Annotated in this window: 17 protein-coding genes; all 17 read left to right on the top strand. The window is 35.9% G+C overall.

Annotated features, from left to right (window positions below; genetic code table 11):
- Positions 1 to 3 precede the first annotated feature (3 nt).
- Complete coding sequence (locus PALPR_RS05895) at positions 4 to 801, top strand: energy transducer TonB (RefSeq protein WP_013444701.1); 798 nt, start codon at positions 4 to 6, stop codon at positions 799 to 801.
- 5 nt (positions 802 to 806) lie between these two features.
- Positions 807 to 1745 carry a PstS family phosphate ABC transporter substrate-binding protein gene (locus PALPR_RS05890; protein ID WP_013444700.1) on the top strand — a complete coding sequence of 313 codons (939 nt, stop codon included), beginning with the start codon at positions 807 to 809 and terminating at the stop codon, positions 1743 to 1745.
- A gap of 28 nt (positions 1746 to 1773) precedes the next feature.
- A complete protein-coding gene (locus PALPR_RS15910) occupies positions 1774 to 3405 on the top strand; it encodes a tetratricopeptide repeat protein (RefSeq protein WP_013444699.1) in 1632 nt (543 codons plus the stop codon).
- A 240-nt stretch (positions 3406 to 3645) separates the two neighbouring features.
- Positions 3646 to 4935: a sigma-54 interaction domain-containing protein gene (locus PALPR_RS05880; RefSeq protein WP_013444698.1), complete on the top strand. Its 1290-nt coding sequence runs from the start codon at positions 3646 to 3648 to the stop codon at positions 4933 to 4935.
- 10 nt (positions 4936 to 4945) lie between these two features.
- A complete protein-coding gene (locus tag PALPR_RS05875; protein WP_013444697.1) occupies positions 4946 to 5482 on the top strand; it encodes an LptE family protein in 537 nt (178 codons plus the stop codon).
- 70 nt (positions 5483 to 5552) lie between these two features.
- On the top strand, positions 5553 to 6218 hold the full coding sequence (locus PALPR_RS15340; RefSeq protein WP_013444696.1) for a hypothetical protein: 666 nt from the start codon (positions 5553 to 5555) through the stop codon (positions 6216 to 6218).
- Between the two features lie 8 nt (positions 6219 to 6226).
- Positions 6227 to 6601, top strand: a complete 375-nt coding sequence (gene secG, locus PALPR_RS05865) for a preprotein translocase subunit SecG (protein WP_013444695.1) — start codon at positions 6227 to 6229, stop codon at positions 6599 to 6601.
- Positions 6602 to 6700: 99 nt separating this feature from the next.
- Positions 6701 to 7315 carry a trimeric intracellular cation channel family protein gene (locus PALPR_RS05860; RefSeq protein WP_013444694.1) on the top strand — a complete coding sequence of 205 codons (615 nt, stop codon included), beginning with the start codon at positions 6701 to 6703 and terminating at the stop codon, positions 7313 to 7315.
- A 42-nt stretch (positions 7316 to 7357) separates the two neighbouring features.
- The gene (locus PALPR_RS05855) at positions 7358 to 7933 is read left to right on the top strand and encodes a DUF3109 family protein (protein ID WP_013444693.1); all 576 of its coding nucleotides are present in this window, start codon (positions 7358 to 7360) and stop codon (positions 7931 to 7933) included.
- A gap of 1 nt (position 7934) precedes the next feature.
- Positions 7935 to 9185, top strand: a complete 1251-nt coding sequence (locus tag PALPR_RS05850) for a competence/damage-inducible protein A (protein ID WP_013444692.1) — start codon at positions 7935 to 7937, stop codon at positions 9183 to 9185.
- Between the two features lie 156 nt (positions 9186 to 9341).
- On the top strand, positions 9342 to 9581 hold the full coding sequence (gene rpmB / locus PALPR_RS05845; RefSeq protein ID WP_013444691.1) for a 50S ribosomal protein L28: 240 nt from the start codon (positions 9342 to 9344) through the stop codon (positions 9579 to 9581).
- 19 nt (positions 9582 to 9600) lie between these two features.
- The gene (rpmG, locus tag PALPR_RS05840; protein ID WP_013444690.1) at positions 9601 to 9789 is read left to right on the top strand and encodes a 50S ribosomal protein L33; all 189 of its coding nucleotides are present in this window, start codon (positions 9601 to 9603) and stop codon (positions 9787 to 9789) included.
- Positions 9790 to 9799: 10 nt separating this feature from the next.
- Positions 9800 to 9952, top strand: a complete 153-nt coding sequence (locus tag PALPR_RS15660) for a DUF4295 domain-containing protein (RefSeq protein ID WP_013444689.1) — start codon at positions 9800 to 9802, stop codon at positions 9950 to 9952.
- A gap of 375 nt (positions 9953 to 10327) precedes the next feature.
- The gene (ftsY, locus tag PALPR_RS05835; RefSeq protein ID WP_013444688.1) at positions 10328 to 11278 is read left to right on the top strand and encodes a signal recognition particle-docking protein FtsY; all 951 of its coding nucleotides are present in this window, start codon (positions 10328 to 10330) and stop codon (positions 11276 to 11278) included.
- A 24-nt stretch (positions 11279 to 11302) separates the two neighbouring features.
- The gene (gene rimO / locus PALPR_RS05830; protein WP_013444687.1) at positions 11303 to 12607 is read left to right on the top strand and encodes a 30S ribosomal protein S12 methylthiotransferase RimO; all 1305 of its coding nucleotides are present in this window, start codon (positions 11303 to 11305) and stop codon (positions 12605 to 12607) included.
- 83 nt (positions 12608 to 12690) lie between these two features.
- Positions 12691 to 12981, top strand: coding sequence for an HU family DNA-binding protein (locus PALPR_RS05825; protein ID WP_013444686.1), 291 nt, complete (start codon positions 12691 to 12693; stop codon positions 12979 to 12981).
- Positions 12974 to 14458, top strand: a complete 1485-nt coding sequence (locus PALPR_RS05820) for an HU family DNA-binding protein (protein WP_013444685.1) — start codon at positions 12974 to 12976, stop codon at positions 14456 to 14458. The genes PALPR_RS05825 and PALPR_RS05820 overlap by 8 nt, the downstream gene beginning before the upstream one ends.
- The last annotated feature ends 222 nt before the right edge of the window (positions 14459 to 14680 follow it).

The following is a 14680-nucleotide window of genomic DNA, read 5'->3' as shown; positions in this document are numbered from 1 at the left end:
AAGATGGCAAAAATAGATTTAACTTCCTTGGAATGGCGTGAACTTGTTTTTCAAGGTAAGAACAAGCAATACGGCGCGTATCAATTACGTGGCGAATCTAACAAAAGACATAATACTGCGATGATAATTATTACAGTTGTAGCTATTGTTGGATTTAGCTTACCAAAATTGATTGAAATGGTTAAACCAAAAGAAAGAGAAGTAGTGACCGAAGTTACAACATTATCAAAATTGGAAAAACCTGAAGTAAAGAATGATATAAAGAAGCCTAAGGCGGTTGAACCTCCACCAGCTTTAAAAAGTTCGATTAAATTTACTGCTCCGGTCATTAAAAAGGACGAAGAAGTAAAAGAAGAGTTCAAAAGTCAGGAAATGCTTAATAATACAAAAACTGCTATTTCAATCGCTGACGTAAAAGGAAACGATGAAACAGGAGGTAAGGATATTGCTGACGTAAAGCAAGCAGTTACTCAGGAAGTGGAAGAAAAAGTATATACTGTTATTGAACAGATGCCTGTTTTTCCTGGTGGCGATGTTGAATTATTAAAGTATATTAGAGACCACTTAAATTACCCTCCTATAGCTGCCGAAAATGGAGTACAGGGAAAAGTAACTTTACGTTTTGTGGTTTCGAAATCAGGTACAGTAGATAAGGTTGAAGTAGTAAGATCTTTAGATACTGCATGTGATAAAGAAGCTGTGAGAGTTGTAAAATCACTTCCTAAGTTTATACCTGGAAAACAAAATGGTGTAAATGTTTCAGTTTGGTATACATTGCCAATAACATTCAAATTGAATTAATAAACATGATTAGATTCAAATTACTTTCTTTTTTCTTCATATTATTTTTGGTCTCATGTCAGCCCAAGGTTAAGGACAAATTTACAGATACATATACAGAGGGAGTTATTCCAATTGCAGTAGATGAAAATTTCAAACCAATTATTCAAGAAGAAGTAGATGTATTTGAAGCTATGTATCCTAAAGCAGGCATCGTACCTCATTATACAAATGAGGTAGATGCTATAAATCTTCTATTGAAGGATAGCGTACGATTTGTTATTGCAACTCGTCCGCTATCTTCCAATGAAGAGTTGTCATTTAAAAGCAGAAAATTTTCACCGCGTTCCTATAAGTTGGCTACAGACGGAATTGCACTGATAATAAACAATCACAATCCTGATTCATTAATCTCTGTAGATCAGATTAAAAGCATTCTAACAGGGAAGGTTACCAACTGGAAAGATATATATCCAAAATCAAAACTAGGAAAATTTCAGATCGTATTTGACAATAAAAATTCAAGTACTGTAAGATATGCAATAGATTCTATCTGTAGAGGACAAAAACTGGCATCATCTTTGTCTGCACAAAATACAAATCCTGAAGTAATTGATTATGTTTCAAAAACACCAAATGCAATTGGAGTAATTGGAGTAAATTGGTTGGGGAATGAAAAAGACACAACAAACCTATCTTTTAAAAATGAAATACGAGTAATGTCTGTTAGTTCTGAAGAAGAAGCAACGACATCAAATAGTTATAAACCTTTTCAAGCCTATTTGTTTTACGGATATTATCCATTTACAAGAACTATTTATGTTATTGTAAATGACCCAAGAGGATCTATGCCATCAAGTCTTACATCTTTTATGACAGGAGATAGAGGGCAAAGAATTATATTAAAATCCGGATTGGTTCCGGCAACACAACCTATACGGATTGTGAACATTAAAGACGAATAATCATAAACTATTTTATACTACAAGCTACATGAAACGTATCTTTTTATCTCTCATTTTAATTTTATTGGTTGCAAGCTTTACTGTACAAGCCAGAGGTGGACAGGGAATATCGTATTATAAAGCTGGGTTTCCCGACGTAGCAAAGCCATTGTTGTTAAGTGAGCTTACTACAGATCCAACAACCAGTTCAGAAACATGCTACTATTTAGGTAAAATATATTTTGGCGAAAATAAGACAGATTCTTCAACATATTATTTTAATAAAGGACTGACAGGCGAAGGTGCCAACGCACTGAATTCAATAGGACTGGCTATGCTTAAGATTAAATCTAATCCTAAGGCTGCAGAACAAGAAATTCAAAGTACCCTGAAACTGCCTGTTGCAAAGAAGAATCCTGATTTTTATATTGCTGCTGCTGAATCTTATTTAGCAAATGGACAATTTGATGACGCAATAAACTACAGAGAAAAAGCTAAAAACATTAAGGTAAAATATGCACCTTTAGCTGTTTTATCTGGTGATATTGAATTAGCCAAAAAAGATGTTGGTGCAGCATGTAGTAATTACGAAATGGCTATACTTTATGATGCTAATTGTAAAGAGGCTTATATTAAGTATGCTAGAGCTTATAGAGGGGTTAATTCACCTTTAGCAATCTCAAAACTTAACGAATTAAAAGCTAAGGAGCCATCTTTCTTGCTTGCTGACAGAGAACTTGGTGATTTGTATTACTCTAACAACGAGTTTAAGCAAGCTACAGAGTATTATGATAATTATTTGAAATCTGGTAACACAAGCGTAGCAGACTTTACAAAATATGCTTCGTCTGTTTTTTATAGTGGTGATTTTAATAAATCGTTGGAAGTAGCTCAATTAGGACTGCAAAAATCTCCAAGAAATCCTGTATTTAATCGTCTAGCAATGTATAACTGCGTATCATTACAGAAATATGATGATGCACTTAAGTATGCAGATGCTTTTTTTAATAAATCTGACAACCCTGAAATATCGTATTACGATTATACATATTATGGAAATGCATTGCGTGCTAAAAAACAATATGATTTGGCCATTGAGCAATTCAAAAAGGCTTATGATCTAGATAACAAACAGATCGGATTTATCAAGGATATATCAGATATGTATGCTGAGAAGTTAGATTACAATAATGCTATTATAACATATAATAAGTATGTTAGTCTTTTGACTGAAGATAAAATCAATGCTGATGTATATTTGGATTTAGGTAAATTGTATTATAACTATGCAAATGCTGAAAAAATTGATGCAACTTTAAAAAGGAACAACCTGTTAAAAGCTGATACGCTTTTCGCTAAAGTAGTTACCCTAGAACCTACGGTATATAGAGGAAGTCGTTGGAGGGCATTAGCGAATTTTGGGCTTGAGACTGAAACTAATTTTGGATTAGCTAAACCTTATTACGAACAAACTCTTGCTATTGTTGAACCTAAGGCCGATGTTAGATACAATTCAATCATAATTGAATGCTCAAGATATTTGGGTTACTATTATTTTCAAAAAAAGGACTACGTTCAATCAAAAGTATATTGGAATAAGATATTAGCTATTAATCCAGCGGACGAAGTTGCTTTGCGAGCTATTGATGGATTAGATAAATCCATAAAAGGGAAGAAATAGTATAGAGTTAAAATTGACAATCAAAAAAAGAAGTAGAATAAATAATTCTACTTCTTTTTTTTGTGAAATTGTTATTTGATTGGCTTGTAGTTTTTGTAATGATCGTCAATACTTATTTAGTTTTCTGTAATAAAAGTATCTTTGGCTATATTTTATTTTTTTTAGGTTATAGTTCTTTATTTATTTAGTAATTTTGTCATGTTTATTATGCCATAATTACAGTGTAAATTCCTAGAATATATGCAACAATCAGAAATACAAGCTGTCAAACAGCGCTTTGGTATTATTGGTACATCTGAAATACTAAACAGAGCAATTGATATTGCTGTACAAGTAGCCCCAACTGATTTGTCTGTATTAATAACAGGTGAAAGTGGTGTGGGTAAGGAGAATTTTCCCCAGATTATACATTATTATAGCCACAGGAAACATGGACCTTATATTGCTGTAAATTGTGGAGCTATACCTGAGGGTACAATAGATTCAGAACTCTTCGGTCACGAAAAAGGATCGTTTACTGGAGCAACAGCTGATAGAAAAGGCTATTTTGAAGTTGCTGATGGAGGTACAATATTTCTTGATGAGGTAGGAGAATTACCTTTATCAACGCAAGTGAGATTGTTGCGTGTGCTTGAAACAGGTGAATTCATTAAAGTCGGGTCTTCTAAAACGCAAAAAACAAATGTTAGGGTAGTAGCTGCTACAAATTTGAATATGACTCAAGCTACCCGAGATGGAAAATTCAGGGAAGATTTATTCTACCGACTTAATACTGTGCCTATTTCGGTACCAGCTTTAAGAGAAAGGAAGGAAGATATTGTCTTGTTGTTTAGAAAATTTGCATCCGATTTTGCAGAAAAATACCGCATGCCGGCTGTAAGGCTGACAGAAGATGCGAGACAACTTTTATCGAACTATTATTGGAATGGAAATGTTAGACAACTTAAAAATATTACAGAACAAATATCAGTCATTGAGCAGCAAAGAGAAATAACAGCTCAAATATTAAGAGCTTATTTACCTAAAGATGACGTGGAGAGGCTACCGGCTTTATTCTCATCATCAACAAATGATGCTAAAACCTTTAATAGTGAACGAGAAATTTTGTATCAAGTACTTTTTGATATGAAAAAAGATATGACAGATCTAAAGAAAATTGTTCACGAAATCATAAGCACCCAAAATATTGATATAAAACATGATGATATAAATTATTCCACAGCTTTTTTAAATAGGAAAGATACAATAATTTCAGCATCAAATTCACCTGTTGAATATCAAAACGAGAAGGTTGTAAGAGACGCGAAACCTTTCGAAAATCATTATGATGAGGCTGAGCCGATACAGGATGCAGAAGAGTATCACGAGGTCGAATCAATGCAGAAACCTCTAACTCTAGCTGGTATGGAAAGAGAGATGATCAAAATGACGCTTGATAAATACAAAGGGAAGCGAAAATTGGCGGCTGACGAGCTTGATATCTCTGAACGAACTTTATACCGGAAAATTAAAGAATACGGAATTGAATAATAATAGATATATGAACTTATTAAATCGCACATGGCTTAAGAAACTGAATGGGACTTTATTCTTAATAGGGATAATGTTGTTGCTTTCATCTTGCTCAATATCCTACAAGTTTAATGGTTCTAATATTGACTATACAAAAATTAAAACAATTTCAATTTCCGATTTTCCCAATAATGCCGAACTGGTTTATCCACCCCTGTCGCAGGAGTTTTCAGAGGCGTTGAGAGATGCGTATAGTAAGCAAACCCGCTTACAAGCAGTAAAGAAAGGAGGAGATTTGCATTTGGAAGGCGAAATTGTGGGATATCAGTTAACGCCGATGGCAATTACGGCCGATTCTTATGCTTCCAAAACTAAAATCACATTGACACTTAAGGTTCGGTTTACCAATAATAAAAATTCGGAAGATGATTTTGATAAATCATACACGGCTTTCCAATCTTTTGATAGTACTCTGATGTTGAATGATGTACAGGATCAATTGATTAAACAAATGATAAGTGATATAGTGGATAATATATATAACGACACGGTGGCTAAATGGTAAATTCGTTTAGAGTTGAGTATTAGTCTGATTTGTTGTTGTTTTATTTTAGTCTCAAAATGTTTTTATTAGAATGACACACGAGGAATTCATATCAGTCGTTGATAAGCCGGAGTTGGTTACGAATAATCACGTGTCCGACTTAAAGGAGTTGGTTGATTCGTATCCATATTTTGCTTCAGCCAGAATTTTCCATACCAAGGCTTTGAAACAATCGAATAGTATTCAGTTTGCTACTGGCCTCAGAACTGCATCGCTTTATTGTTCTAGTCGACGTTGGTTGTATTATTATCTTTACCCGGAGAAATTGATAGTGTCGGAGCCCTATCGTCGCAGTTTGTCAAACAAAACTAAATCGGCGGGCGATTATTTTGATATGATTGACTTAGTCGAATCGGAGGGAGGGGATACGAAGCTATCATTAAAGAATTTGGCAGAACGCCTGAAAATGGCTCGATCTATTGTAGCTTCTCCTACGAATCATCGAACTCCGGAAATTCATAAAGAAAATCAAAAGCAAGCCGTTGTTGATCTCGCTGAAGAAACTGTAGAGAGGAAATTAATTGACACTAAAAGTGAAGTGACGGAAGAAATAGCTAAAAAGCTTATTGCTGAGAGAAAATACGCGGAAGCAATTGAAATATTGAGGGCTTTAAATTTGAATAATCCGAAAAAAAGTATTTACTTTGCAGACCAAATTCGATTTTTAGAAAAGATTATCACAAACTCAAAAAAATAAACAATATTATGTACATTGCTATTATCATTTTAATCGTTGTTCTGTCTATATTACTAACCTTATTTGTTTTGGTGCAAAACTCGAAAGGTGGTGGATTATCTGCCGGTTTTTCGTCTTCAAATCAAATCATGGGTGTAAGAAAAACAACTGATTTTGTTGAAAAAATGACTTGGGGATTGGTAATTGGCGTTGTTCTATTATCAATTATATCTGTAGGTGTTCATAAGCATCAAGCTGTTTCAGCAGCTAACGATTCTGAAATAAAAGAACAAGTACAACAGGCTAAACAAAGCGAACCCGGAGTAGTGACTCCAGATTTTGGAGAAAAAACTGAAGCTGCCAAAACTCAGGCGAAACCAACAGCTGCACCTGAAAAGAAATAATTGGTATCAAAAAATATAATTGGAGCGTATCAAATTTTTTGATGCGCTTTCTTTTTTGTTATAATTAAAGAGAGAATGTCTAAACAGGTATAAATTGAGATGAATTTTATCAATTTAATAGATTATGCAGGAACTTTTGCTTTTGCAATAAGTGGAATTAGATTGGCCTCAGCAAAAAAGTTCGATTGGTTTGGTGCCTATGTGGTTGGTCTTGTAACGGCAATCGGAGGTGGAACCACCCGGGATTTGTTGTTGAATGTAACTCCGTTCTGGATGCTTCAATCTTCTTATTTGATTGTTACCGGACTTGCCTTACTTTCAGTTATCTTGTTTGGGAAATATCTTATTCGGTTGAATAACACATTTTTTATTTTTGATGCGATTGGGTTGGGCCTATTTGTTGTTGTAGGTATTGAACGTTCACTCGATGCTGGATTCCCTTTCTGGGTGGCGATTGTGATGGGTATGATTACTGGGTCTGTCGGAGGTATTACAAGAGATATGTTAATTAATGAGTTGCCATTAATATTCAGAAAAGACATATATGCCTTGGCTTGTGTAATTGGGGGATTGGTGTTTTGGGGATGTAGTAGAATGGATATGTCTCCAACGTTTACACAGCTTTTCTCGGCTCTGTCAGTTATTATTACAAGAGTTTTGGCAGTTAAGTATCATATTAGCTTGCCGGTATTGAAAGGTCATGACGACCAATAAATAGATTTTATCTTATAATTTTGTTCTCTAAAAAACGGAAAAATGTTGCAAATTGATGATACTATAATAAGTCTGGAGTTGTTGGAAGAACGCTTTGTGTGCGATTTAAATTCTTGTAAAGGAATTTGTTGCATTGAAGGCGATGATGGGGCACCTTTGGAAGAGGCAGAAGTAAAAATAATAGAGGATTTGCTCCCGGTGATTTGGGATGATTTATCTGAAGCTTCTAAGTCGGTTATCAACAAACAAGGTGTTTCCTATATCGATCAGGATGGAGAGCCCGTGACTTCGATAGTGAACGGTGCGGAATGTGTATTTACGTACACAGATGAGTCAGGCGTTTGTAAATGTGCAATTGAAAAAGCGTTTCGTGAGGGTAAGACCAATTTTTATAAACCTATTTCCTGTCATTTATATCCGGTTCGTCTTCAAAAATATGATGAATTTACAGCTGTTAATTACCACCGTTGGAGTGTGTGTGGTTATGCCCGTAAGCTTGGTGGTAAATTAGGTGTTCCAGTATATCAGTTTTTAAAAGAGCCATTAATTCGCAGATTTGGAACTGAATGGTTTGAACAACTTGAAATAGCGGATAAAGAATTTAAAAAGAATAAATAGCATGAATACAGATAGGGTTAAGGTCGAAATTATCACTATTGGCGATGAAATTCTGATTGGTCAGATTGTTGATACAAATTCAGCATGGATGGCGACTGAGTTGAATAAATGTGGATTCGAACTAGCGCAAATAACATCGATTCATGACGATGAAAGACATATTATTGAGTCTTTGGATCTAGCCTTGGGTAGAGCTGATATAGTTCTGTTTACAGGAGGGATTGGTCCAACAAACGATGATATAACCAAGCAAACGCTGGCTAAGTATTTTGATACCAGACTTGTATTTGATGAATCGGTGTTGGATAACATTAAGCAATTGTTTTCGAATCGGCCAAACTATGGTCTGAATGATCTTAACCGTTCTCAGGCTATGGTGCCGGAGAATTGTACCGTAATACAGAATAAGGTTGGAACAGCGCCGATAACATGGTTTGAGAAGGATGGAAAGGTGATCGTGTCCATGCCGGGAGTGCCGTATGAAATGAAGCAGGTTATGACAAGCGAGATAATTCCCCGATTACAGAACCACTACAGTGCACCCGTGTTAATCCATAAAACAGTGCAGGTTTATGGATATCCCGAATCTGCGCTAGCTATAAAAATTGCTGATTGGGAAAAAGAATTGCCAGCATATATTCATCTTGCTTATTTGCCTAATTCAGGGGTGGTGAAGCTGCGTTTAAGCGGACAGCTTGATGATGTGTTAGCTTTACAGTTTAGTATCAATCAGCAGGTGGATAAACTTTCACAACTACTTGGAAAAGCAATTGTCGCTTATGAAGATGTTTCCATATCAAATTTGGTAGGTGATTTACTTAAGTCTAAAGGTTTGATGGTTGCAACTGCAGAAAGTTGCACCGGAGGTAATATTGCTCATGAGTTAACGCTAATACCCGGGAGCTCTGAGTTTTTTAAAGGCTCGGTTGTAGCTTATTCCAATGATATAAAAACAGGAGTACTGCAAGTGTCTTCTACTGATTTAGAAAACGATGGGGCGGTAAGTAAGTCCGTTGTTGAGCAGATGGCAGAAGGTGCTAGAAAGCTGCTGCGAAGTGATGTTTCTATTGCAACATCGGGTATTGCAGGTCCTTCGGGAGGAACCGCAGAGAAACCTGTTGGAACAGTTTGGATTGCAGTAAGTTCGGAAGATAAAACTATCAGCCGGGAATTTAAATTTGGTTCTTTACGTGAGCAAAATATAATACGGGCAACTCAGGCTGCTTTATTAATGTTGAAAGAAATTTTGTAGTGTAAGTGCTATATTTACAGTGTTTTATCTTGCTGTTTGGCTTAAAGAGCAGAAATGTTGAGATTTAAAGAGCGAAAAGTTTGTATATCTGGAAAAAATACTATACTTTTGCACACTGTTTTTGAGAAAAAATGTAAACAATAAAAAGATATAGAAATGTCAAAAATTTGTCAGATTACCGGTAAAAAAGCAATGGTAGGAAACAACGTATCACACTCAAAACGTCGTACCAAAAGAACATTTGATGTGAACTTGTTTACAAAGAAATTCTATTGGGTAGAACAAGATACTTGGGTTAGCTTGAATGTTTCAGCTAATGGATTACGTACCATCAACAAAATTGGATTAGATGCTGCCATTAAAAAAGCGTCAGAAAAGGGCTATTTATACGCATAATTTTTAGGAGAATTACACAATGGCAAAAAAATCGAAAGAAGCAAGAGTCCAAGTTATTTTGGAATGCACAGAGCATAAAGAAAGTGGTCTGCCCGGAACATCACGTTATATAACTGTGAAAAACAGAAAAAACACACCGGCACGTTTGGAGTTGAAAAAATACAACCCAATTTTGAAGAAAGTAACTTTACACAAAGAAATTAAATAATATCTGAATCATGGCAAAGAAAGCGGTTGCATCTCTACAAAGTGGAGAAGGACGTTCATTCGCAAAGGTTATCAAGATGGTGAAATCGCCTAAAACCGGTGCTTATTCGTTCCAGGAAGAAATTGTACACAACGATAAAGTGAAAGATTATTTCGCAAAATAAGATCGTTCTAAAATAATTAAAGAGATCCCTTCATTTACATTAATGAGGGGATTTTTTTTATAGTTGTGTTTTTGATAAGTGGGTTTAAAATTATTTTGCTGACGCTTTACATGTCGATTTTATGAGGTTTATGATGGATGAAATGCTAGGTGGAAGTGTGGAGGAGTAAAGCTACTTCTGTTTAAAAGAGATAAAAGCAATTGGAATTATAGCATAAAAATACTCTGTTTCTCAAAATGAGTAGATTTTCTTTGCAATTAGCTCAGAAAAAAGGTTTAATTTTGTAAGCTTATTCTCAATGAACTAATGATAATTCAGTATCTTAGCAGGAGTGAAATCTGAGTTTGAGGGTTTAAAAAAAGAAAAACAATTAAAATGGGTTTATTTAATATTTTTAGTAAAGAAAAGAAAGAAACGCTTGATCAGGGACTTTCGAAAACAAAAGAGAGTGTTTTCTCAAAACTTACACGTGCAGTTGCCGGAAAATCGAAAGTAGATGATGAAGTGCTCGATAACCTGGAAGAGGTGCTTATAACTTCTGATGTAGGTGTAGAGACTACGTTGCGCATAATAGAACGTATAGAAAAGCGTGTTGCCCAAGATAAGTATGTAAATACATCTGAGTTAAACGGAATTTTAAAACAAGAAATTGCCGGTTTGCTGGCTGAGAATAACTCAGATACACCTATAGATTTTGATGCGGAACTACCTACTACACCTTATGTTATTATGGTTGTAGGAGTTAATGGAGTGGGTAAGACTACTACTATCGGCAAGTTGGCGCATCAGTTCACAAAAGCGGGGAAGAAGGTGTATCTTGGTGCTGCCGATACATTTAGAGCAGCTGCAGTAGATCAGTTGGTTATTTGGGGTGAGCGGGCAGGTGTACCTGTTATCAAACAAAAGATGGGTGCAGATCCCGCATCTGTTGCTTATGATACGATAGCGTCTGCTAAGGCAAATAATGCAGATGTGGTTATTATAGATACTGCTGGACGATTGCATAACAAGATTAATCTGATGAACGAGTTGACAAAAATTAAAAACGTCATGCAAAAAGTTGTACCTAGTGCACCGAACGAAGTGTTGCTAGTGCTGGATGGATCAACCGGTCAGAATGCATTCGAGCAAGCCAAGCAATTTACCAAAGCGACTGATGTAACTGCCTTAGCTATAACAAAACTTGATGGGACGGCCAAAGGGGGTGTTGTGATTGGCATTTCGGATCAATTCAAAATCCCAGTGAAATATATCGGGTTGGGTGAAGGAATGGAGCATTTACAGGTTTTTGATAAAGACCGTTTTGTTGAAACGCTCTTTGAATAGTTTATATAATAAATAATAAGGAAGTTGAGAAGTTCTAGTAAAAGAGGAATTGTTGATGTTGTTACGCTGGGTTGTTCAAAGAATCTGGTAGATTCGGAACAATTGATGCGTCAGTTTGATGCTCTTGGTTATCAGGTAAGGCATGATGCCGAAAAACCCGATGGAGAAATAGTTATTGTTAATACCTGTGGATTTATTGGCGATGCAAAAGAGGAAAGTATTAATACTATCCTTCAATTTGCCGATTTGCGCAAGCAGAATAAGATAGGAAAGCTCTTTGTAATGGGCTGTTTGTCTGAAAGATATTTGAATGAATTGAGTCTTGAGATACCTGAAGTTGATAAGTTCTATGGAAAATTCAACTACACGGATATTTTGAAGGAGATAGGACAGGAGTATCGTGCAGATTTACGTTTGGAAAGAAAACTTACAACCCCCAATCATTACGCATATATCAAAATATCAGAAGGTTGTAATCGCACTTGTTCATATTGTGCTATCCCAATAATAACAGGTCGTCATCGTTCACGTTTTATCGAAGATATTGAAAATGAGGTAAAAGGATTGGTTGCATCAGGCGTGAAGGAATTCCAACTGATAGCTCAGGATTTATCATATTACGGACAAGATCGATATAAGTCATTGAAGTTGGCCGAACTGACTGAGAGATTGTCGGATATACAGGGAGTGGAGTGGCTTCGATTGCATTATGCTTATCCAACCCAATTTCCGTATGATATCCTGAAAGTGATGCGCGAACGGGATAATGTGTGTAATTATTTGGATATTGCCTTGCAGCACGTGAGTGATAATATGTTGGGTAAGATGCGGCGCAATATTACTTCTGCTCAGACTTATGAGCTGATCGATAAAATTCGACAAGAAGTTCCGGATATTCATCTTCGAACAACTTTGTTGCTCGGACATCCGGGAGAAACGGAAGAGGATGTTGAAGAATTGAAGAATTTTGTTCAGAAAGTCCGGTTTGAACGTTTAGGAGCATTTGCTTTTTCGAATGAAGAAGGGACTTATGCTTATAAAACATATGAAGATAATATACCGGATGAGGTTAAACAAAACCGGGTTAATGAAATAATGTCTCTTCAACAAACTATTTCTGCTGAAATAAATCAGACAAAAATTGGGAAAACTCTGAAAGTGATGATTGACAGGGTTGAAGATGAGTATTTTGTAGGAAGAACAGAATATGATTCACCGGAAGTTGATCCGGAGGTGTTGATTCCTACTTCGACGGAAGGTGTGCGGCAGGGAGAGTTTTTCAATGCCCGAATTTTTGATGCAACAGACTTTGATCTTTACGGAAACTAGGAAATCGCTTATAGCAACTAGTATGGTGGTTTGATGCAATGTTTGTATCTATAACTTGTAACTGATTTTTCAAATTATAAATTATGAATCACAAAGAACTGATAGCCAGTATGGCTGCTAAACTAAATGCACCAAAGTCGGTTGTTGCTGACTTGTTGGATACAACAGTTACAACTTGTACTGAATTATTGGTTGAAAACAAAACAATTGGGTTTCAAAGTTTTGGTAATTTTGAGATTCGTAAAAAAGAAGAACGTCTGTCTGTTCATCCCTCCACCCAGGTTCGTACGCTTATCCCCCCAAAATTGGTGGTGAACTTTAAGCAGAGTAATATTTTGAAAGAAAAACTTAAAGACTTGCCACATCATGATTAAGGATAAGATATCATCGCAGGAAGTTATCGACCTTGTTTCATCAAAAGCACAGGTAAGTAAACGCGTATCCGAAGATTTTTTGAAGGTAATGATTTCTACTATTGAGGAATCTTTACTCTCGGGTGATGTGGTAAAAATCAAGAATTTCGGCACTTTTAAGCTTCAATGGAATGAGCCTCGTAAGAGTGTGAATGTTCATTCGGGTGAAGATATTTTGCTAGCCGGTTATTACAAAGTGACATTTACTCCTGATGTTGTATTAAAGGATTTGGTAAACGAACCGTTTGCTCATTTAACGCCTGTAGAACTGGATTCAGAAAATCCAGAACCACAACAGGAAAAGACTGATGTTGCGCTTGATCCGTTGCGTATATTTAATGATCAGGCATCGGAGATAAAAGATTTGTTGTCTGAGATTCAATCATTGTCTCCAAAGCAGGATGTTGCTGTTGAAAGCCCAAAACCCGTTACGGATAGCGTTGAATCTATACATGACGGAGCTGAATATGCAGATTATCTATTACAGGGTTCACCAGTTGATGATTCGGTAGAAGAAGTAAATCAGAAAGAAACTTTGCCTGTAGAAGAGGACGTTCCTGAGCCGGTGTATGAAAGGGAAGTTGTAGAAAATTTAGCTCAGGATAAAGATGATGAAGTGATAGTTCATGAGCAGCTTAATGAACCTTCGCGAGTAGTAGAAAATAGTGATTACAGAAACGAGGAAGTTGTGTCGATATCATCTTCTCATATCGTTGAAGATGTTCGGCAGTTTGATTTGGAAGATTCTGCAAATAAGGATTATTTAGCTGGACTATCGCAACCGGAAGAAGAAAATTCAGAAGTGCAATTCGATTCATCAGAGTTTTTGAAAGAGATTCATCCCGGAAAGCTGCGTAGATTCTGGGTAAGAGCCTTGATTGTATTTGTATTGATTCTTGTTACTTTCTCCGGGTTTTATTTGTTCTATGCTCCTGTTAGAAATTTCACAAATTCAACTGCTGCTGATGCAAAGAGTAGTATATTAAAAACTTCGGAGAAAGTCTCTATGACTGAAATGTTTAATACGGTTTCAAACTGGTTTACACCAAAGCAAAAACCGGCTCCGATACCTGTAAGAAAAGTAGTGATTGCTCCTAAAGATACTACAACCCATGACTCTGTCGTGGCTAAAGTGCCGGTAGATAGCTTGCAGTTAATGTTTGACAGAACAAGAGTTTATAAAGCTTTTATTGCAACAGAAACAGTTAAGCCAAACGGACGATTAACCATAATGGCAAAAAGATATTATGGAAGTAAAGACTTCTGGGTTTATATTTATGAAGCTAATAAAGACAGAATCCCAGATCCTGACAGAATATCAGAAGGTACCCAGATTCGTATACCGAAATTGGATCATCGATTGATTGACCCTGCTAATCCCCGCTGTATAAAAAAAGCAAAGGAACTGCATGATTTGTATGTAAAGAAAGAGGATTAGGTTAGCGATGTTGATTTTTAGTGTTATGATTTATTGAGGATATTTTATTAGAGAAGTTCTGCATTTGTTTACACTATGCAGAACTTTTTTAATTCAAAGAATTGAAAAATAATGCAGAATTTCACCATAAAAAAGCCTCTGTACTTAATAATCTAAATTGTGGTTAATAGATATTAAATCAATGCTTTAACGCTTCAATTTACACTATATTTGTTCAACAAA

Origin of the sequence: Paludibacter propionicigenes WB4, assembly GCF_000183135.1 — a bacterium.
GTDB lineage: Bacteria > Bacteroidota > Bacteroidia > Bacteroidales > Paludibacteraceae > Paludibacter > Paludibacter propionicigenes.
The sequence above is the reverse complement of the archived record's forward strand: the minus strand, read 5'-3'. Positions and strand labels throughout refer to the sequence as shown.

Bases quoted from the DNA above. Each gene is read 5' to 3' on its own strand.
- PALPR_RS05895 (WP_013444701.1), top strand. From the start codon at position 4: ATGGCAAAAATAGATTTAACTTCCTTGGAATGGCGTGAACTTGTTTTT.
- PALPR_RS05890 (WP_013444700.1), top strand. From the start codon at position 807: ATGATTAGATTCAAATTACTTTCTTTTTTCTTCATATTATTTTTGGTC.
- PALPR_RS15910 (WP_013444699.1), top strand. From the start codon at position 1,774: ATGAAACGTATCTTTTTATCTCTCATTTTAATTTTATTGGTTGCAAGC.
- PALPR_RS05880 (WP_013444698.1), top strand. From the start codon at position 3,646: ATGCAACAATCAGAAATACAAGCTGTCAAACAGCGCTTTGGTATTATT.
- PALPR_RS05875 (WP_013444697.1), top strand. From the start codon at position 4,946: ATGAACTTATTAAATCGCACATGGCTTAAGAAACTGAATGGGACTTTA.
- PALPR_RS15340 (WP_013444696.1), top strand. From the start codon at position 5,553: ATGACACACGAGGAATTCATATCAGTCGTTGATAAGCCGGAGTTGGTT.
- secG (WP_013444695.1), top strand. From the start codon at position 6,227: ATGTACATTGCTATTATCATTTTAATCGTTGTTCTGTCTATATTACTA.
- PALPR_RS05860 (WP_013444694.1), top strand. From the start codon at position 6,701: ATGAATTTTATCAATTTAATAGATTATGCAGGAACTTTTGCTTTTGCA.
- PALPR_RS05855 (WP_013444693.1), top strand. From the start codon at position 7,358: ATGTTGCAAATTGATGATACTATAATAAGTCTGGAGTTGTTGGAAGAA.
- PALPR_RS05850 (WP_013444692.1), top strand. From the start codon at position 7,935: ATGAATACAGATAGGGTTAAGGTCGAAATTATCACTATTGGCGATGAA.
- rpmB (WP_013444691.1), top strand. From the start codon at position 9,342: ATGTCAAAAATTTGTCAGATTACCGGTAAAAAAGCAATGGTAGGAAAC.
- rpmG (WP_013444690.1), top strand. From the start codon at position 9,601: ATGGCAAAAAAATCGAAAGAAGCAAGAGTCCAAGTTATTTTGGAATGC.
- PALPR_RS15660 (WP_013444689.1), top strand. From the start codon at position 9,800: ATGGCAAAGAAAGCGGTTGCATCTCTACAAAGTGGAGAAGGACGTTCA.
- ftsY (WP_013444688.1), top strand. From the start codon at position 10,328: ATGGGTTTATTTAATATTTTTAGTAAAGAAAAGAAAGAAACGCTTGAT.
- PALPR_RS05825 (WP_013444686.1), top strand. From the start codon at position 12,691: ATGAATCACAAAGAACTGATAGCCAGTATGGCTGCTAAACTAAATGCA.
- PALPR_RS05820 (WP_013444685.1), top strand. From the start codon at position 12,974: ATGATTAAGGATAAGATATCATCGCAGGAAGTTATCGACCTTGTTTCA.